The organism is Winkia neuii subsp. neuii DSM 8576 (assembly GCF_000420405.1).
In the GTDB taxonomy this organism is placed as follows: domain Bacteria; phylum Actinomycetota; class Actinomycetes; order Actinomycetales; family Actinomycetaceae; genus Winkia; species Winkia neuii.
In genome coordinates, this window is sequence record NZ_ATUW01000001.1 from 117,516 (window position 1) to 137,000 (window position 19,485).

Sequence of the window (19,485 nt, forward strand, 5' to 3'; positions counted from 1 at the left end):
TCCGGAAGTGGAAGAAACTGGCTGGCTGCTAGCTGACTGGTGTGCTGATTTTGCTTAGCCAGTTGCCGGTTTGAGAACTGGCACAATCTGCTAGTGTCCGTGGGCTTCCTTCGCATACTATGCTTCCGCCCTCATCCCCGGCTCCTGGGCCGAGGTCGATGTTGTGGTCGGCTTTAGCGATGAGCCGCAGGTTATGGTCTACGGCAATAACGGTGAAACCTTTTGTTGTGCGTCGTCGCAGAAAGGTGATTAGGTGTTCTACATCGTTGGGGTGTAGCCCGGTGGTGACCTCATCCAATATCAGCACCGATTTTTGGCTGGGACAGCTAGTGGCTAACTGTTTTATCAACTTGAGCCGCTGCAACTCCCCGCCCGAAAGAGTATTGAGGGTTTGTCCTAGCTTCAAATATCCCAGTCCCACGTCTTGTAAAAGAAGTGTAATGGTACTTATCTCAGGATAGTTGGCGAACAACTTAGTTGCGTCTATGACGCTTGTGCCGAGTACATCTGCGATGGACAATAACCGGCCGCCGAAAGGCAGCCGAACAGACAGTGTCTTGGTGTTGAATTTCTTTCCGCCGCATTGCTCACAAATTGTTTCAACGTCGTCCATGAAGGCCATGTCGACGCGTGTCGTACCTCTTCCTTTGCATGATGGGCATGCGCCCTGACCGTTTTCACTAAACCAGCTTGCGGGCAGCTTTGAGGCTTGGGAAAAGACTTTGCGTACCGGATCAGCAAGATCAAGTGCTGTCAGTAGTGACGAACGCGCGCTTCCTGCAAGTGGTACCTGGTCTACGAGCACCACTTGGGGATTCTGCTCAGCCAGGACGGTTATGAGGGAGCTTTTTCCTGATCCAGCCACGCCGGAAACTACTGTCAGCGCCCCCGTTGGGAAGCTGGCGGATACGTCTTTGAGGTTGTTTAGATTTGCGTGCGAGACGTCGATACTTCCCGTTGCATAAACAGGAGTACCAGGTAATTCGAGCTTGGCTCGCATTGCTTTTCCAGTGGGTGTCACGGCGTTGGCTAGGTCCTTAGCACTTCCCTCGAATATTATTTTCCCGCCACGCGATCCTGGTCCGGGCCCTAGCTCAATTACGCGATCGCAAGCCCGTAGTATTTCGATATTGTGTTCTACTAAAAGGACAGTGTTGCCACTGTCGCGCAGTTTCCGCAGAGCCGCTATCAGCCGGTAAATATCGCTGGCGTGTAGGCCGCTTGATGGTTCATCCATAACGAAGGTCGTATCGGTAATCGACGCCCCTAAAAGCCCGACGATGCGCAGTCTTTGGGCTTCACCCCCAGATAAGGAATCGGTAGGGCGGTTTAGCGAGAGATACCCCAACCCAACCTCGCAAATACTCTTTGCCCTGTTCAGAATCTTCTCGCGCGGTTTATCTATCGCATCAGACTTTATACCGCCAAGGTAAGCAATGAAATCGGTGATGCTCAGCTGGGAAGCTTCGGCAATATTCAGGCCATTAAGGCGGCTACCCCTTGCGGCAGCATTGATGCCTTGGCCGTCGCAAGCGGCACACACTAGATGGCTGACTATCCGGTCTAGGGCTATCTTTTCTTTCGCAGTGATTTTTGCCCCGGCTTTTTTCAAATACGAGGTTTCTATCCGAGGGATCACTCCATCAAACTTGCCGTGTTTTGGATACCCAGGCAGAGGGCGCTGAAGCTTAACGTTCTGACCATAAAGAAGAAGCTCTTGGACCTCGGGAGACAATAATTTCCAAGCGGTGTCATTGTCTGCTATCCCAGAGCACACTAGCCTTTTCCACCGGTAAGTTCCTGGCGCAAAAGACGGAAAACGAATCGCGCCCTCGTTCAGACTTCTGGCGGGGTCAACTAATTCGGCAAGATCGATCCGATCCACATACCCCAGGCCTGCACACTTTTTACACATGCCGCGAGGGTCATTTGGTGAATATGAGGGTGAAAATCCTGCGCTAGGAGTAGCCGCCCGCGAAAACATAAGCCGTAGATACGGGGCAATCCCGGTAACGGTACTAACCGAGGAGCGCACATTCTTACTGAATCTCTTTTGCCTGACCACAGCGGTAAAAGTCAGCCCTTGCACCTCATCAACAACTCCGGGGCTTAAAGTATTCATTCTTGCCTGTAAGAAAGGGGGAAACAGTGAGGCTATCGCTTGCTGGCCTGCAGCCGCTAAAGTCAACGCCAGCGAGGACTTGCCCGACCCGCTAACACCAGCGATCCCTACCAACTTGTTCTTAGGAATCGAGGTGGATACGTTACGCAAATTATGCGTCCTCGCTCCAACAATCCTGATCTCCCGCTCGCCCGGACGAATATGGGCGGCTTCACCCATTTGCTTGCTCCCTCGCCGCCTTGAGAGCAAGCGATAGTTTTTCGGCAAGTCGAGCAAATTCTTGTTGCTCTTGTTTGGTGAAAACCTGTAACGCCGTTTGATGCAAGGAAACGTGTTTTGCCGAAATGTCAGCAAGTAAGCCCCTACCAGAATCGGTAATGCTGGTGCACAACTCGCGACCATCTAAACTGCTAGGTGATTGAACTACGTAGCCAGCACTCTTCAAGCCCTTGAGCACCTTCGACAGCTTTACTCGCGACACCCCAAGAATCACGCTTAGGCGCGAAGGCAACAGATCATCTACTTTCGCAAGCTGAAGCAGAATATCGTATTGAAGCCAAGAGATCTCCTGCGGATTGACCAGCGTTCTTTCAGCCACTAGCTCGCACTGCAAATCAACCAAACACGGCGCTAAATCTGCCACCGAGCCCCCAAATTGATTACCTCACATAAATAGTTACCGATTAGCAATCATAGTGAATTTATTGCACTATTTCCAGTCCTGAAGATGAACCTAATCTCATCAACCCCCGATTTTGCCCACACACCTCTGCAGATTTCCCACACTAATGAATGGCGGGGCGCATCCGTCCCGTCCGGTAACGACGCCACCTCGTTTAGGAGGAAATAAAATGGCCACCTACGACATCCCTAAGACCATGCGAGCAAATGTCCTGCTAGGGCAGCAGCAGATGCGGATGGAGGAACGACCGGTCCCCACGCCCTCGCCCGGCCAACTTCTTATCAAAGTTCTGTCCGTGGGCGTTTGCGGCTCAGACGTGCACTACTACCGCACTGGCGAGTGTGCTGGTTTTAAAGTGGAAGAACCGCTGATCCTGGGACACGAAGCTTCCGGGATCGTAGTGGCGGCTGGCAGTGCCGAGGACGAAGCACGAATCGGGGAACGGGTCTCCATCGACCCGCAAGTACCCTGACGCAAATGCCGCTACTGCAAGACAGGACACCTGAACCTGTGCCCGCACATGTAGTTTTACGCCACTCCCCCAGTAGACGGGACTTTCTGCGACTACGTGTTAGCTCCCGCCGATTTCACCTTTGCCATCCCCCCACAGATGAGCAACGACGCCGCTGCACTACTTGAACCATTCAACGTCGGCTTGTGGGCAAACATGGAATCCCACACCACACTCGGATCGAGGGTTTACATCACTGGTGCGGGCCCAATTGGGACGCTCACGGCCCTGGCTGCTAAGAGTTTCGGAGCCTCCGAAATTATCGTTTCCGAACCCAACCCCACCAGGCGGGAAATGATCCTGAGGCACAGCGCCACGAAAGTCGTGGACCCAACTGCGGACGGCCGAATTTAGCCTGGAAGAGGCCGAAGCAGCCCTCACCTCCACAGGCGATCCGACATCGCTGAAGTCCGTGGTGGTAGTCAATAGGGAATAGGCTCGGCCTGTCGGTAGCCAGGGCTTACTGGGTTTTGGACACAGGGCCTATGGAGGAATTTACGATCTCGCTAGAACATATCTTGGCAACAAAATTAGCGGTCAGCGCTTCCCGTTCCTCTGGTGGATACACTTTCACTGTTGCGCTCTTTTTGGGGGCGCAACCAGCGAAATTTTCCGCTCTGGAAATGCGAAGGTTGCTGGCCGTGGCCCCTCCGGTGGGAAGGGTAAGTATTTGCTTGGCATCTCCCTCGCGTCTGGCGGGTTGCCCAATCTGTTGCCCGTTCGCGTCCGTAAATGAGATGCCGGCAAAACCGTACAGGTTGCACTCTTTTTTCGAAACGTTTGTTAGTTTCACTTGGTAGTACTGCGAACCTGCGGCTGCGCCCCCTTCGGGCTGCACCACTTCCAGTTTTAGCCCCTTTGAGTGGCAGCGCTGAAGTTTGCCTTGCGAACCAGGGTCTTCTTGCAGAGGACGGGCGGGCTCGGACTGTTTGATAGTTGGGGCACTGCCTACTTCGCTCGCATTATTTTTGCCGGTATTTTCTGTGGAAATTCCGCATCCTGTAAGCCCTAGGAAAGATAGGAAGATAATGGTGCTTGCTGCCCGCCTTCGCAGTGTCTTCATACCCAAAGCCTAGAGCGGGCGGAGCACACGCGCAGGGGGAAAGACGCACAGATTCAGGCTGGGGCTTAAGAATCTTTGGGGGCCCAGGGGCCCCCAAAGACAAAATACGGTCTCTAACTTTAGCGATTTTTTCTATGCAAGGTAAGCAGGATACCGCCAGCTACCAGCAGTGCTGCGATTACGCCTATTGTAAGTGCTGCGGCGCCCGTGTTGGGCAGTGCAGGTGCAGGCTTAGCCTTAGCTGCGGGATTGGCAAGTGCCTGTTTATTGGCATGGTTCTTCTGGATCTGGCGAGCGCTTGGGCCAGAGGAAGGTTGGAGTTGCTGCTGGCTGGCAGCCGGCTGGCCAGTTTTCGCCTGTTCCGCAGGTTTGGCCTCTTCCTGGGCAACCGCAGCCCGTTCTTCCGTCTGCGGGGCGGAGGGTTTAGTTTCTTCCTGAGGACGCCCACTATCCGTAGGACGCTCACTATCCGCGGGGTTCTTACCCTCGGTAGGCCGGTCCTTTTCCGGATCCTTTGGGGCAGGAGCCTGCGGCTTTACGATCAGCTTAGCCTTCTTGGTGGTTTTGCCCCCATACTTGTCTGTCACGGTAAAGATTAGGGTGTATGTGCCGGGTTTGTTTGGGTCGTAGTCCCCCTGCACCTGGGCCTTGTCTTTCAATGATTTATTTTGGAAGTCCTGCGCCTGGGTAATCATGGCTGCCGGATCAAAATCGGCGCCTACAGCAATCGTCTTATCGGAAACTTCTAGTGTAGGTTCCTTGGCCCACAGAGCGGACAGAGTAACTATCTGGTGCCGGGTGTAGCCAACTGTACGGTTGGGATCTTTTTCCGTAAACGAATACAGGTTGTTCGGGGTGAATTCTCTGGGCGTGTCAGCCTCATTTGCTGCCCTATCTAACAGGCTCTTTCCTACCCACCCAACGAAGGTGTAGCCCTCTCGGGTTGGGTTAGTGGGCTTGTAAACGGTTCCGAGTGGCGTGATATGGATTTGCCGGAACTTTTCCGGATCCTGGAACAGCTGTGGCTCATCTGGTTCTTTGTCAGTCCACTTGCCGCCGCACAGGTTATACCTGGCGTAGTTAAACTCGTCGGTCTGCCACCCTAACGCGAAAATGTCGCCGGAAGGATTGTAGTCTTTCAATTTCATGGTTAGGCGGGCGTTGCGTCCCGTCCCGGTTACAGAGGTTTCGAAGGCATCTTCAGTAATGGAACTGGCAGTGCTAGTCAAGACTTTTCCGGGTGCCATCTGGATAGTTCCGTTTAACAACCATCCTGCTGGAATAGTTTGAAAAGCATGCTCTTTTAAGTCGATGCGTTCTTTGGGGTTCAGCGGATTGGAAGCGTAGAAATTGGCGCTTTGCACATTTGAAGCGTCCGGTTTTTCATACATAAAACTAACAGGATCCTCGGCAGCACCTGCTACGCCAGCATTCCCAGCTATGGCCAGGGTCAGTGCAGCAATCCCCCAAAGTGGTCTAGATAGGTATTTCTTTTTCATCGCAATCTCTTATGTTCTGGTTGCCTTATGCCAGGACGGCTATCTAACTCACATTAGGCTTTTTTACCCGCAACCACCGCCTCCGACCACTCCACGGAAATTCGCTGGCGCACAAAACCAAAAATTAAAGGCAGGCAAACCGGAATTAACCGGCTTGCCTGCCTGCTGCTTAGCTATGCTCCGGGCGGAGCAACGTTAGCAGCTACGGTTACGACGCCTGGCCGTTAGCACACACGCTCCCCCGATCAGCAGCAGAGCACTCAGTGCCAACTCAGCCTGGCCATTGCTGCCGGTGGCAGCCAAGTGGCCTGCCTTCTTACTAGCCTTGCTAGCTTTTTCGGGAACGTCGTGACCCGCCTTACCGGGCGTGCCAGATTCGTTTGCGGGTTTATCCTGACTGGGCTCGGTCGGTTTCGCCTCACCTGCGGCGGGCCGAATCTGTACCTTCAAGCCCTGAGCCGGGCTTACGACCTCGCCAAAATCAGTTTTCACGCTTAGTGGCAGCGATTGAGGCTTTTCCACTGCCCCCACGTGCACCTTCACGGTTGCCTTCCCGGCCCCATCGGTGCGGACACGCTCAGTTTCCGCTAGCGAATTGTCTACCTTCCCGCTGGCCTCGTGGTCGCCCACACGCACGCTCACCCGTTTGGTAATCCCCGGGCCTTCAGTGAAGGAAAGTCCCTGCAGTTCGAAGGTCAAGTCCCCGTTGGAATCAATCTGCTCTGAAACGAGGCGGATTCCAACGGAAGCCTTCTTAGACCTGGGAGAAAGCTCGCCGGCATGATTCTTCAGATAGTTATTCACCGAATCGCGGTCCAGCACCCCCAACGTGCGAATGGGAGACCCGTCCCGCATAGCTGCAAAGGAATCGCCACCATCTAGTAGGAACTTCACCGAACCCACCGTGTACGTCTTATCTACCTCTAACGGCTTGCCATCGATGCTTACGGAAGTAATGTGCTTGCCGTAAGGGGCCTCCGGGTCGTAGGTGTAAGAAACATTGGATGACAGATTCAGCTTCAGCATTGGGCGCGAACCCTGATTGTGCCACTCCGATTCGGGCACCCCTGCGGCAGCCATTTCTTCCTCACTGGCATTGTTCAGTTTCCACTGCTGCTCAAGCAGGGTTTTGAAAGTGGCACCGCTCATCTTGCGGTAGCCAATGTCGTTAGAGAACGGCTCCACCACAAAGGTTTGCGCATAAGTTATGACCCCCTGGTTCGGAATCAGGTCCTCGCGCAAATCTCCGGCATGAATGACCCCAATATCAACTTTCTGCTTGCCCTCACTGTCGGTGAACACTTCGTCCTTCAGCGAGTCGGCAATCATGTCCCCCAGCGTGGATTCAACCCCACGGTTCGCCCCCGGGATCGGCTGGCCGTCCTCGCCCAGGTGTACCCCGCGCAAGTACTTACCTTTCACTCCGGTGGCAACCGGCTTTTCGCCCTCGTCTTTAGCCTGCGCGGCAGCAGAATCGATGATTTGTTGGACGCCCTGGTCGCTTCCGCATTGGGCGATGGTCCCCGCGGGGATCAGCTGTGCCTTAGAGGAAGTAATCTTTTTCGTTTTCGAATCTATTTTCAGGCGCAACACGCCCAGGTTGTCCATGTAGGAGCCAGAAGCAACGGCCGACACGGGCTCGCCTTCATCCTTCGAGAATGTGTAGGGCACGTGCGTGTCCCCACCCATAAAACCGTCTACGTAGGCGGCGTCCATCTTGCGGTAGTTATTCTTAGTGTCGTCGTCCAGGGCCGCTACCACCACGTCCGCCTGGCCATCTTCTTTCAACTTCTTTGCCGTCTGGTTTAGCAGCGGGATCGGGTCGTTGAACCGCAGGTTCTTAGTTTCTGCGGGGTTCAGTTTTGCGGGCACGTCCGCCGCGATGGCACCAATGTAGGCGACTTTAATTCCCGAGGGCGAAGTCCAAATCTTGTACTTACCTAGGCCTTGGATGCCCTCGACGTTGATAGCCAGGTACTGAAACCCCACTTTAGAGAACCCGCCTTTTCCGCTCAGGCGGTCTTGGAACGCGCGAACACCTAGGTCAAGCTCGTGGTTGCCCAGGGTGGAGGCAACCGGGTCGAGCTTGTTGAGCACTTCGACAGTGGGGTTGTCTTTTAGGATGCCTGAGGTGAACGGGGAGGCCCCAATATTGTCCCCCAGCAGCATGAGCGAAGAATTGGGATTGGCGGCGCGCGCCTTATCTAGGTAGCATTTCATGGCTCCGCCGCCAGCTTCGGTTACCTTCCCCTTCTTTGTTACCTGTTCGATGTGACCGTGCACGTCTGTGAGCGTATACAGGTCCAGATCAATGGTTTCTTTCCCCTGGGCTTCGGGTGAAGCCTGGGCAGGGGTTGACACGAGGGCGAACGAGAGCAGTGAGGCCGCAAATATTGGGCCAAGTCTATGAGGATGGGGCACTGTTACTCCTTGAAATTTTACGCAAAATCCCGCGCGGGGCTTTTGCACACAATTAACACACCCTCACAGAGTAGGCCTAGTGAACATCATTTTCGATAGACCGTAAGAGAACATTTGGTGAACAACAAGAGAACTCCAGGAGGCAGCTCTATTCACCCAAACAAGGAGCAAGGAGGCAGCCCTACGCGAGCCCGTAATATTTGTCATTTGTAAAACAAAAACTTGAAATCTTTTCTTTACACTCGTAAATTATCACGCGTGGAAGATGAACATAAGCTAGACCCCCGCGTCGAGAAGTCCCGCACCGCGTTATTGGATGCGGTGGATAAGCTCATCGAACGCGGGCAAAACCCAGACCAAATAAGCATTACCGAGCTGGTCGCCAAAGCAGGCGTTAGCCGCCCTACCTTCTACCAGCATTTCAGTACCATCACGGAACTGGTCGGCGCCTCCGTATTGCGCAGAATTGAAAACATGTTTGCTGCGATCCCCCAAGAGCGCAACGTAGATCCCGGAGCCACCGAAGATGCTATAAGGACGATGCTCACATTTTTGAGCGAAGATGGCACCTACTGCGCTACCGTTTTCAACTCTTCGGCCGCCCAGCATTTACTAAACAACCTGGTAGATTACATTGCTCACAGGCTGCAATACGTATCTCCGATAGGAACCAAGGTAGAAACGTTCACAGCGATCGCCCCTGAAAAATATTGCCAATTCTTAGCTGCTGGGGCAATATGGCTTGTCCAAGAGTGGCTGCTGACCGAGGCTAACCCCAAAGCCTCACTAGAAAAATATGTTGAGCAAATTTCTACCTCCCTGCTGCTGGGAGGACAACTGAAAGAAGGCGGAAATGGCAACTGAAAAAGTCATCAGCCCACGCCGGCGCACACTTTTGACCATTGTGGTAATTATCGGCCTGGCCTGTATCCCGCTAATTTATTCTTCGATTTTGACGGGTTCGTACAAAGACCCAATCGACAAACTGAACACGATTCCTGCCGCGATCGTAAACAACGACCAACCGGCTCAAGGAACCTCAGGTACCTTGCATATTGGCGCGGATCTTACCCGCCAAATGCTCGAGTCCGAAAATGAGCAAAACCTAGGCTGGAAGCAATACGGCGCTAAGGAGGCAGCCACCAAACTTGAAAGCGGTGACGTTTACGCAGTTCTTACAATTCCGAAAGATTTTTCTGCTAACGTCGCGGCTGCCCAAGAAGACCCCAAGAACCTGAAGCCCACCACCATCACTTTCACCTCAAACGATTCCCAAAACTACATTGTGGGCAAATTCGGCACCGGTGTTGCAGACAAAATTAAGGACAAACTGGCCCACCAAATAACGGCTGAGTACCTAGAGAAAGTGAACTTGTCCTTCACCAACCTGCACAAGTCCTTGGACACAGCTTCCGAGGGCGCGGGCAAACTTTCCGACGGTGCCGGCAAAGCCAACGAGGGGGCGGGCAAGTTGACGCTCGCCCTCGGGAAGCTACAGGGCGGCGCAAACACGTTGGCGGGCGGGAACGCGACGCTCGCCGGCGGTGCCAATGCTCTAAGCGAGGGCGCGGGCAAGCTCTCTGGAGGAGCCTCTAAGTCGGCCGAAGGCGCGGACAAGCTGGCTGCGGGCCTGAACCAGTTGGCGGGCAAGACCGGGCAAATCGACTCTGCTGGAGCCCAGCTGAATCAAGGCACTAAGGAACTTGCAGACAAATCTGCGCTCTTGTCCCAAAAGATTGGCGAACTAAATGCCGCCAACACGTCTTTGGCGGACAACATGAAGAAGCTTGCTGCTGGCTCCCACAAGGCCAGCGAAGGGGCCGCAAGCCTGCAGGCGGGAGCTGCTTCTCTGGAAGCCGGCGCCGCCGAGCTGAATTCCGGTTTGCAAACTATGGGAGCGAAGTTAGACCAGGCCCCCTTCCTCATTCCCAAGGCAATGTTAGTGGACAAGATTGGCCCGCTCCTGGACGGCGCTGCCCAGCTGTCGGCGGGTGCGAAAAAGCTAAATGAGGGCGCAACAGCCTTAGTGGGCGACGACACTACGGGCCTGACCGCTCTTGCGACCGGGGCTGACCAGGCCCTGGCCGGGGCACAAAAGATTGCTGAGGCGAACTCTAAATTAAACGAGGGCGGCACCCAGCTTTCCGCAGGCGCCGCAAAGGCTGCGGAAGGCACTTCTAAGTTCACTGGCTCGCTCTCTAAGGCAACCACCTCCATTGGAGCGGCAGCCAACGGGGCGAACCGGCTAGCCGACGGCACCAGCCAAGTAGCAAACGGTGCCAGCCAGCTACAGTCCAAAGCTCCTCTGCTAGCCGAAGGCGCCCAGCGCGCCGCCGCAGGAGCCGACAAGCTCAGCTCCGGCCTTGGCCAGGCCGGAACCGGCGCACACCAGTTGCAAGACGGAACTTCCGCCCTCGCGCAGGGGAACACCCAGCTGAAAGATTCACTGTCAAAGGGCGCTGCGAAGGTTCCTGACTACACTGCACAGCAGGCCCGCAATAGTGCGGAAAACACTGCTGGCCCTGTAACACTGGACGCCACGAAAACAAACGACGTGGGCCCATTCGGCTTTGGCGTGGCCCCCTACTTCATGTCTCTGGCCATGTGGGTGGGTGCGATCGCGTTCTACCTAATGATGAACCCCCTCAATAAGACCTTGATGCGCAACAAGAAGGTTTCCGCACTGGGAGTGGGGGTAGGATCCCTAGGTGCCACCGCGGCCATTTCTGTTGCCCAGGCTTTGCTGATGCTTGCAGGAATGCACTTCATAGTTGGCCTTGAACCGGCCAATCGCGCCGCCACAGTTGGGCTGTGCGTCCTCACCTCGTTTACGTTCGTGGTGATCAACCAGGCGCTGATTGCCGCCCTCGGCCCGTCGGGGCGCTTCATCGCACTGCTACTGATCGTGTTGCAGCTCGGCGCGGCAGGGGGCATCTACCCGGTGCAAACTGCCCCGAAGCTGTTCCAGGTTATTCACGATTGGCTTCCCATCACCTACACGGTAGATGCGCTGCGCGCTGCAATCGGCGGCGGGCCCATTCCCATGGGACCGACGGGAGCTGTACTGGGCACCTACATTGCTATTTCAGCGATAGTTGTCCTGGTGGCCGCCTACTTCCGCCGCCACGGCTACAAGCCCACCATGGAACAGGTGATGGGCCACCGCTAAGGTAAGCCCGTGCGCATCATGCTTTTAGAAGGCACGCGCGGCATTCTTGGAGTGCTCAGTATCCCCCTGCTCTTCCCCCTACCCCTATTGGCGGCCGTATACGTGACCCGCTGGGTGCTGGGGGAAGACGGGGCGCTCGTAAGCCCCCTGTGGGCTAGCTACCTCGTATGTGTCTTTCTATTTATATTGTTGCTCATCGTTGGTGGCGCTATCGAAGCTGGTACAAAGAAACTCTATTCGCGCAAATGGACCGGCCTGACCGTATCCTTTGTAATTGAAATACTCATAGCTGCAGCAATCTTGCGCCTAGTGGTGGCACCGCTGCTTGCCGCGGCCATTGCCGGCCTCCTTGGCGTGAGCTTGGAGTTTGCAATCTTTCGCGGGCTGGCTCCGCTTTGGAAACACTTAGAGGCAGAAGCCGACAAACATAGCGCCACCAAAAGCTAGCGCATGCCCACCGGGGTGTGCGCTAGCTTCCCCCCGCTACCTTAGAGAAGATCGCCCATAGCATTGCGGAAAATTTCCCACGAGGGCGGCGCCTGGCCCGGGCTTACCCGCTTTATTACTTGCGGATCCCACTTGGGGCCAACCTCGACGCCCGCGGCCAGTGCGGCCTGCCGGGCGGCCCCTTTTGCTACGTACTCGCCCGGGGCTGGTAGCGAAAGTGGGATCTGCATGATGTCAGCCAGAATCTGCAGCAGCACACTAGATTTTGCAGCACCCCCAACCACCATCGCAGAAGAAATTTCAATGCCTCCGGCACGCACGGCCTCGAGCGTCGCCCTCATGTGGCAGGCCAAAGATTCGAAGGCGAGGCGCGCAAAGTTTTTCCGCGTCATCGCTTCCGGACGCAGGTTCAAGATGCGCCCTGTGGCGTCGGGGAGGTTCGGGGTGCGTTCACCCACGAAGTAGGGAATCATGACCATGCCGCCGCAACCGGGCTCACCCGCCTGGGCCAGGGCATCCAGTTCTTTGTAGTCCGTCCCGAGGATCCGGCAGAAATAGTCCTGCACTAGCGAACCGTTCAGCGTGCAAGCGAGCGGCAGCCACTGCCCGGAAGCATCCATAAACCCGGTAACTCCGCCAACCGCGTCGCGCACAGGATGGTCAGACCTAGCGGCCACCACCCCGGAGGTGCCCAGAGAAACCGAGGCCTCCCCGTGGGCAAGATTTAGCCCCAATGCTGCCCCCGCGTTGTCGCCGCAACCGGGCGCTACCTTGCCGCCGCCGAAGTCGGCGCTTGCCGTACCTACCACCTCGGTGGCAGAGGCTATGCGCGGCAGAATGATCTGGCGGGCTTCGGCCTCGCTAATACGCAGCGCGTGGGCCAAAATGTCGTAGCGATAACTGGCATCCGCGCAATCGACATAGCCGGTGCCGGAAGCATCCGAACGGTCGGTAACCAAATCTTCGAGCCGCCCAGTACCCCGAATCTTCCAGGTCAGCCAGTCGTGTGGCAGGCAGATCGCAGCAATCCGCCTCGCGTTGGCAGGCTCGTTGTCGGCCATCCACCGCAGCTTCGAAACCGTAAGGGAAGCAACGGGAACGGAGCCCACAGCCTCGGCCCAAAAATCGGGGCCCTTTTCTTCAACCAGTGCTGCGGCGGCCGGCGCCGCCTTAGTGTCATTCCACAGTTGGGCGGGGCGAATCACCTGCCCCTTGGCGTCTAACAGCACCATGCCGTGCTGCTGGCCCCCAACGGCCAGCGCGGCTACATCTTCCAGTCCGCCCGCTTCTGCCACGGCTTTTTTGAGGGCGGCCAGCCACGCCTGCGGGTCTACTTCGGTTCCGTCTGGGTGGGCCGCCCGCCCCTGCCGCAGAATTTGCCCGGTGGTGGCCTCTAGCACAAGCACTTTGGTGGATTGGGTCGAAGAATCGATTCCTGCTACGTACATCTTGTCTCCCGCTGGAAGCGTCAACTTTGGCGCCGTCCTCATCGACTTTGTTTTATGCAATAACTATAGGCTACAAACAATAATTTGGCACTGCAATATCGTAACCTGCAGTAGCCTCCCAAACCTTTCTGATCTTGAAATTTACCCCTTGCGAAGACCTGGCAGCGCTGCTAACCTACTTTTTGTAACATACCATTACAAAGTCGTTGAGGCTCAGCTTCCGACGCAGTACGAGGAGGTACAAATGTCTGACCTTTGGAAAACCGGAAAAATCCCTTACGTGGGTACAGCCGACCCGAAGCAGGGCCTTGGATTCCACTACTACCAGCCGAACAAAATAGTGGCCGGAAAGAAAATGTCTGAATGGTGCCGGTTCGCAGTAGCCTACTGGCACACCTTCAATCAGCGTCTTGTTGACCCGTTCGGCGACGGCACCGCCCAGCGCCCCTACGACAAGTACTCCGACCCAATGGAACTGGCACTTGCCAAGGTCGACTATTCCTTCGAGTTCTACCAGAAGCTGGGGGCCGAATTCTTCTGCTTCCACGACCGCGACATTGCCCCCGAGGGCGACACCCTTCGCGAAACCAACAAGAACCTAGACAAGGTGGTTGACCGCATCGAACAGCGGCAGCAGGAAACCGGCATCAAACTGCTGTGGAACACCTGCAACCTGTTCACCAACCCCCGCTTCCAGGCTGGCGCGGCCACCTCGCCCTTCGCTGACATCTACGCTTACGCGGGCGGCCAGCTCAAACACTCCCTTGAAATCGCGAAGCAGCTGGGCGCCGAAAACTACGTCTTCTGGGGCGGACGCGAGGGCTACGAAACCCTGTGGAACACTGACCTGAAGCGCGAACAGGATCATATGGCGGCCTTCTTCCACGCTGCCGTCGACTACGCTAAAGAAATCGGCCTCGACGCCCAGTTCTTAATTGAGCCCAAGCCAAAGGAACCCACCACCCACCAGTACGATTTCGACGCCGCCACCACTATTGCATTCCTAAAGAGCTACGACCTCGACAAAGATTTCAAGCTCAACCTGGAGGGCAACCACGCCAACCTGGCAGGGCACACCTACCAGCACGAAATCCGCGTGGCGCGCTCGGCCGGCTTGCTCGGCTCCCTGGACGCAAACCAGGGCGACAAGCTACTGGGATGGGACCTGGATGAGTTCCCCTCCGACCTGTACGAAACCACCTCGGTCATGTGGGAAATCTTGGCCGAGGGCGGCATTGGCGCAAAAGGCGGGCTAAACTTCGATGCCAAACCCCGCCGCTCTTCCTTCACTGAAGAAGACCTGTTTGCCGCCCACGTGGTAGGCATGGATTCGTTCGCCGCAGGTTTGCTGGTAGCCGCCAAGATGCACGAGGACGGCGTAATTGAAAACGTTCTGAAAGAACGCTACGCCAGCTTCGATTCCGGCTTGGGAGCCAAGGCCGAGTCCGGCCAGGCTTCGCTAGCAGACCTAGAGGCACACGTCCTGGACAAGAGGCAGTCAGAGCTGATTGCCGCAAATGAGCCGGGCAACCTGGAAACTCTCAAAGCGACCATCAACAACTACATTGTCAAAGCGCTAGCTGAAGCTTAGGCGCACCGGCCGGGCCCGGCGGACCCGGCCCCACAAACTTTTTCATTCGGCCGTGAGCGGCCTGACCATTGGCGGTTTTTCATGCGTAAAATCTCTATGACCTTCGTGTACCTTTTTGGGTCTTTAGGGGGTCTGCTCTTTGGCTATGACACCGGTGTCATCAGCGGAGCTATTTTGTTTATTCAAGACCAGTTGAAACTGGCCTCGTGGGGGCAAGGCTGGGTTGTTAGCGCGGTTTTGCTAGGCGCTGTAATCGGCGCCGCAGTAATTGGTCCACTGTCCGACAAGTATGGGCGGCGGCGCCTAGTACTGCTCGCTTCGGTTATCTTCTTCGTAGGCGCCCTAGGATCTGGGGTGGCCCATTCCGTTGCGGTGCTTATTATTTCGCGCCTGATTTTGGGTCTCGGCGTGGGCACGGCTTCGGCACTGGTTCCCACCTATCTTTCCGAAATGTCGCCCGTTTCCAAACGCGGTTTCATTACCGGCTTGTTCCAGCTGATGGTGATGACCGGCATTTTGCTGGCCTACATAACCAACTACGCCTTCGCTGGCCTCTACACCGGGTGGCGGTGGATGCTGGGGCTGGCAGCACTGCCGGCTGCCGTACTGTTCTTCGGCGCCCTGGTGCTGCCCGAATCGCCCCGCTACCTAATCAAGATCGGCAAACGCGAGGCCGCCCACCGCGTCCTAGAATCCATGTACCGCGGGCACGAGGGCGAAATCGATGCCAAGATCGCCGAAATTGACGAGCAAGCTTCAGTGAAAGAAGGCGGGTGGGGTGAACTCTTCGGAAAGACCGCCCGCCCAGCGCTGGTGGCCGCCCTCGGGCTGGCAATATTCCAGCAGATTATGGGGTGCAACACCGTGCTGTACTACGCTCCCACGATTTTCACCGACGTGGGCTTCGGCGTAAACGCGGCCCTGCTGGCCCACATTGGCATTGGCGTGTTCAACGTGATTGTGACCGTTCTTGGAATCTGGCTGATGGACAAGGTAAACCGCAAGTCGATGCTGATCGGTGGTGCTGTGGGGATGGCCGTATCCCTGATCATTATGAGCGTGGGCATGCACTTTTCGGGCCGCAGCCAGTTGGCCGCCTACCTGTGCGCGATCGCGCTGACGATTTACATTGCCTTCTTCTCGGCCACGTGGGGGCCGGTCATGTGGGTGATGATTGGCGAAATGTTCCCCCTGAACATCCGTGGGCTCGGCAATTCCTTCGGCGCGGTGATCAACTGGGCGGCGAACTCGATCGTGTCGCTGACCTTCCCGTTCCTACTCAGCTTCTTCGGCACCGGCTACCTGTTCTTCGGCTACGCCGCGGCCTGCGTGCTGGCCATCATATTCACGCAGAAAATGGTGTTCGAAACACGCAACCGCTCCCTAGAAGAGATTGAAGAATCACTGCGTACAAAAGCGGCTGCAACAGCCTAACTTTTTAGGTAAGCGGACCACCACCTTTGGCAATAGCATGGGGGGTGGTCCGCCTTCGGCGGGTCGCCTTCAAATTTGGGCAAGCGTTAGATAGGAGGGCGAAAATGACAGTCGGCAAAAATTCCCAGTCCCTGCGGCAAGACAACCTCTGCTTGCTGTTGCGCAACATCCTTTCCGCCGAAACCGCCCTCTCTAGGGCCAGCCTCGCCAAACAGGTGGGCCTTGCCCGCCCCACAGTTTCCCGGCTTATAGACGAACTAGTGGATTTGGGAATTGTTAGCGAACTGGAGCCGGTGCGCAACGCCGTGGGCCGGCCAGCCGCTCCCCTAGTTCCCCGCCCCGGGGCATATTGCAGCATCGGCATCGAGGTGAATCTAAATTACCTGGCTGTGGTAGTACTGGATTTGGCCGGGGCAGAGCTGTTCAAGGTGTGCGAATCCTATGCTTGCCGGGCCGGGTCCCCGAAGCAGGTCATAGGGCGGGCCTTCAGCCTGTTACGCGATTTTAACGTCCCCGCCGGTATGCAGATCGTGTCAATCTGGTTGGCCGTGCCCGGTCTTGTAACGCCGGATCGCAAGAGCGTTATTACCTCCCCCAACCTAGGGTGGGAAAACGTAACTCCCAGCGCATTTGAGTGGGACAACCTTACGGGTTTGACCGCCACCATCAGCCCAACGAACCTAATACTTGCTAACGAGGCCGACGCCTCCGCCTACACCTACATCTACTCGGCCCCCGGAAAACTAAACGCGGACGCCACCTTCCTATACCTCTCCGCCGAGGTAGGTATTGGCGCAGCAATTGTGCGACGCGGAAAAATTTTTGGCGGCCAACACGGCTGGGCCGGGGAAATAGGGCACATGTGCGTCGACTCGGCGGGCCCGGTCTGCCGCTGTGGTTCCAACGGGTGCCTGGAACAGTACGCGGGGCTCGAAGCGATGGTCCGGCGGGCGGGACTTGAACGGGACGCCTCGATCGACCAACTGCTTACTGCCGCCGGGGAGGGCGAAACCAAGGCCGAACAGGCCTTGTGCGAGTGTGCGCGCGCCCTCGGCATAGCGGTGGCAAACGTACTGAACCTGCTAGATTTAGACCTCGTCATATTAGGGGGCCACCTGGCCGCACTCCACGAACGAATCAGCGACGTGTTCTTAGACGAACTGCGTCACCGTGTTCTCTCGTCGCGGTGGGCCAGTATTTCAGTGAGCCCTTCAAAATATGGCAGATTCACTGCGGCCCGCGGTGCCGCACTCGCCGGGCTGGAAGCCTTCATCCGCAACCCCGAAACCTGGAGTGCTTAGCCACCTCACAAGAAGGGCCTACCTCTATAAAGTGGCTGCACCACTGGTAGGCCCAAATGCGCCAGCGCGCGAAAGCACTACCAAAGCGAGCATAATGGAGGGCAGAAAAATACGCTTTCGTAGGGAGTTGCGATGACAAGGTTTGTGCCCGCCCCGGCTGCACTGGGACACGTGCTTTTGCAAAACGTTACGGTGGTGGACCCACGCGGTGGCACGGCGCAGGCGGGCCAAGACGTGCTCGTAAAAGACGGCAAAATCCTAAAAGTTAGCGACCACCCCACGGGCACCAAGGATGCCGAGGGCGCAGCCAAAGTAGACGCAACCGGCCTGTTCGCCCTCCCCGGCTACAACGACATGCACTGCCACGCCCTCAACATGCCAGAACAGGTAGCTATTCCCAACGCCCTCATGCTGGCGGCAGGCGTTACCGGATACCGTTACATGTCGGGATCCAACAAAATTTTGGACCAGCGCAAGGCGGGCACGCTCCCCACCTCGCTGGGTGCCCCCGAAGTCCTCTCTATCTCAGGCCCACTACTTACCCCCATCAATGCGGGCAACCCGGACGCGGCCCGCACCCAGGTGCGCAAGCAGGCCCAGCGCGGGGCCGACTTCATCAAAGTTGGCATGGTTTCGGCCAGCGCGTTCCGCGCCCTGATGGACGAGGCCAACAAGATTGGCGTCCCCGTAGCCGGCCACCTTCCCGAACACGTAGACCCGCGCGAAGCAGCCGACCTGGGCATGGCTTGCATCGAACACATCGGCCCCGGAGCGGTTATGCTGGCGCCAGCCACAACGGAAGAGGAAAAGGTCAAGAACACAAATTCGCCGAAGGACCTACCCTCCCTTCCAACCATAAACTTCCCCTACCGCGACGAAATTACCGTGCGCCTGATGGATCCAATCATCACTAACCCCCGCACCATAACTAAGGAATCCGGCGCTAAGGCCATGATCCTTGCCTACCAGCATTTCAACGACGAACGCGCCCACCAGCTGGCGGCCTACCTGAAGCAGCACGGCACCTGGCAGTGCGCCACCCTGATCCGCCTGCACACCCAGAATTTCGCCAACGCACCGGTACACGCCCGCGATCCACGCCGCACCTACCTACCGCAGTGGCGGCTGAAGAAGTGGGACAAGTCGGGCAAGAAATTCGACAAACTGGGTTCTAAGATCAAGGACGCACTGGCCCTGAACTGGGAGTGCCAGAAACGCCTAGCGGGCATTATTGCCGCCGAGGGCGTGCCCATGATCGCCGGCACTGATTCCGTTGGGGCCACCGGCGTAATTGCCGGACTGGGCCTGTTCGATGAGTTCAAGCTGCTGCGCTCAGCCGGCGTGGAGCCGCTAGAAATCCTCCGCCAGGCCACCTGCTACGCAGCCGATTTCCTGGATCGGACCGATGCCATGGGCCGGGTTGCAGCAGGCTACGACGCGAACCTGGTTCTGCTCGGCTCGGACCCGCTGACTAATTGGGGCGAAGGCGACTGCCCGCTGCAGGATGTGCAAGCTGTAATGCGCGCGGGCGCCTATTGGGATCGCCCTCGGCTGGACCAAACCCTGCGCAACCTACAAGCCAACTTCTAAAACAGACCACAAGGGCTGATTTATTCGTGCATTATTAGCCAGCCGGTTAGAAACGCCGGCTTTACCGAGGGCGGCTATGCTACCCCTTACCGGCTGGCAACCCGATTTGTGCCCGCCTAGAGGCCGCGCCTTTTAGATCCGGTGCCAAATATGGGATTTTTTACGGCGAAAGGTTTACTGTTTGCAAGGCCATAGCTATCACGGGTG

Annotated in this window: 15 protein-coding genes; 9 read left to right on the forward strand and 6 right to left on the reverse strand. The window is 56.7% G+C overall.

Going from position 1 to position 19,485, the window contains the following annotated elements:
• Positions 1–28: 28 nt before the first annotated feature.
• The gene (locus tag G437_RS0100560; protein WP_197409617.1) at positions 29–2,341 is read right to left on the reverse strand and encodes an ATP-binding cassette domain-containing protein; all 2,313 of its coding nucleotides are present in this window, start codon (positions 2,339–2,341) and stop codon (positions 29–31) included.
• The gene (locus tag G437_RS0100565) at positions 2,334–2,765 is read right to left on the reverse strand and encodes a MarR family winged helix-turn-helix transcriptional regulator (protein WP_024330655.1); all 432 of its coding nucleotides are present in this window, start codon (positions 2,763–2,765) and stop codon (positions 2,334–2,336) included. Before G437_RS0100565 ends, G437_RS0100560 begins: the two co-directional genes overlap by 8 nt.
• Before the next feature lie 208 nt (positions 2,766–2,973).
• Here G437_RS0100565 and G437_RS10785 point away from each other — a divergent pair, with 208 nt between their 5' ends.
• Positions 2,974–3,276 carry an alcohol dehydrogenase catalytic domain-containing protein gene (locus G437_RS10785; RefSeq protein ID WP_024330656.1) on the forward strand — a complete coding sequence of 101 codons (303 nt, stop codon included), beginning with the start codon at positions 2,974–2,976 and terminating at the stop codon, positions 3,274–3,276.
• 138 nt (positions 3,277–3,414) lie between these two features.
• The gene (locus tag G437_RS10790) at positions 3,415–3,669 is read left to right on the forward strand and encodes an MDR/zinc-dependent alcohol dehydrogenase-like family protein (RefSeq protein WP_141739528.1); all 255 of its coding nucleotides are present in this window, start codon (positions 3,415–3,417) and stop codon (positions 3,667–3,669) included.
• 106 nt (positions 3,670–3,775) lie between these two features.
• Here G437_RS10790 and G437_RS10795 read toward each other — a convergent pair whose 3' ends face one another.
• From G437_RS10795 to G437_RS0100585, 3 genes are all read right to left on the reverse strand, one after another.
• Positions 3,776–4,378, reverse strand: a complete 603-nt coding sequence (locus tag G437_RS10795) for a DUF4232 domain-containing protein (RefSeq protein ID WP_024330658.1) — start codon at positions 4,376–4,378, stop codon at positions 3,776–3,778.
• A 119-nt stretch (positions 4,379–4,497) separates the two neighbouring features.
• The gene (locus tag G437_RS0100580; protein ID WP_024330659.1) at positions 4,498–5,877 is read right to left on the reverse strand and encodes an immunoglobulin-like domain-containing protein; all 1,380 of its coding nucleotides are present in this window, start codon (positions 5,875–5,877) and stop codon (positions 4,498–4,500) included.
• A 195-nt stretch (positions 5,878–6,072) separates the two neighbouring features.
• A complete protein-coding gene (locus G437_RS0100585; protein WP_024330660.1) occupies positions 6,073–8,298 on the reverse strand; it encodes a bifunctional metallophosphatase/5'-nucleotidase in 2,226 nt (741 codons plus the stop codon).
• Between the two features lie 258 nt (positions 8,299–8,556).
• On the opposite strand from G437_RS0100585, the gene G437_RS0100590 reads away from it, so the two are divergent.
• The 3 genes from G437_RS0100590 to G437_RS0100600 are packed head-to-tail and all read left to right on the forward strand — an operon-like array spanning position 8,557 to position 11,914.
• Positions 8,557–9,162 (forward strand): TetR/AcrR family transcriptional regulator, encoded by a 606-nt coding sequence (locus G437_RS0100590; RefSeq protein WP_024330661.1) that lies wholly within the window; start codon positions 8,557–8,559, stop codon positions 9,160–9,162.
• A complete protein-coding gene (locus G437_RS0100595; RefSeq protein ID WP_024330662.1) occupies positions 9,152–11,467 on the forward strand; it encodes a YhgE/Pip domain-containing protein in 2,316 nt (771 codons plus the stop codon). The genes G437_RS0100590 and G437_RS0100595 overlap by 11 nt, the downstream gene beginning before the upstream one ends.
• 9 nt (positions 11,468–11,476) lie before the next feature.
• Positions 11,477–11,914, forward strand: coding sequence for a hypothetical protein (locus tag G437_RS0100600; RefSeq protein ID WP_024330663.1), 438 nt, complete (start codon positions 11,477–11,479; stop codon positions 11,912–11,914).
• A gap of 41 nt (positions 11,915–11,955) precedes the next feature.
• Here the strand turns inward: G437_RS0100600 and G437_RS0100605 are convergent, their stop codons facing one another.
• On the reverse strand, positions 11,956–13,404 hold the full coding sequence (locus G437_RS0100605) for a xylulokinase (RefSeq protein ID WP_231782326.1): 1,449 nt from the start codon (positions 13,402–13,404) through the stop codon (positions 11,956–11,958).
• 202 nt (positions 13,405–13,606) lie between these two features.
• Between G437_RS0100605 and xylA the strand changes: the two genes are divergently transcribed.
• The 4 genes from xylA (at position 13,607) to G437_RS0100625 (ending at position 19,278) form a co-directional block, all read left to right on the forward strand.
• On the forward strand, positions 13,607–14,953 hold the full coding sequence (gene xylA / locus G437_RS0100610) for a xylose isomerase (protein ID WP_024330665.1): 1,347 nt from the start codon (positions 13,607–13,609) through the stop codon (positions 14,951–14,953).
• Between the two features lie 96 nt (positions 14,954–15,049).
• Positions 15,050–16,387 carry a sugar porter family MFS transporter gene (locus G437_RS0100615; RefSeq protein ID WP_244263212.1) on the forward strand — a complete coding sequence of 446 codons (1,338 nt, stop codon included), beginning with the start codon at positions 15,050–15,052 and terminating at the stop codon, positions 16,385–16,387.
• 104 nt (positions 16,388–16,491) lie between these two features.
• Positions 16,492–17,688 (forward strand): ROK family transcriptional regulator, encoded by a 1,197-nt coding sequence (locus tag G437_RS0100620; protein WP_024330667.1) that lies wholly within the window; start codon positions 16,492–16,494, stop codon positions 17,686–17,688.
• 132 nt (positions 17,689–17,820) lie between these two features.
• Complete coding sequence (locus tag G437_RS0100625) at positions 17,821–19,278, forward strand: amidohydrolase family protein (RefSeq protein WP_024330668.1); 1,458 nt, start codon at positions 17,821–17,823, stop codon at positions 19,276–19,278.
• The last annotated feature ends 207 nt before the right edge of the window (positions 19,279–19,485 follow it).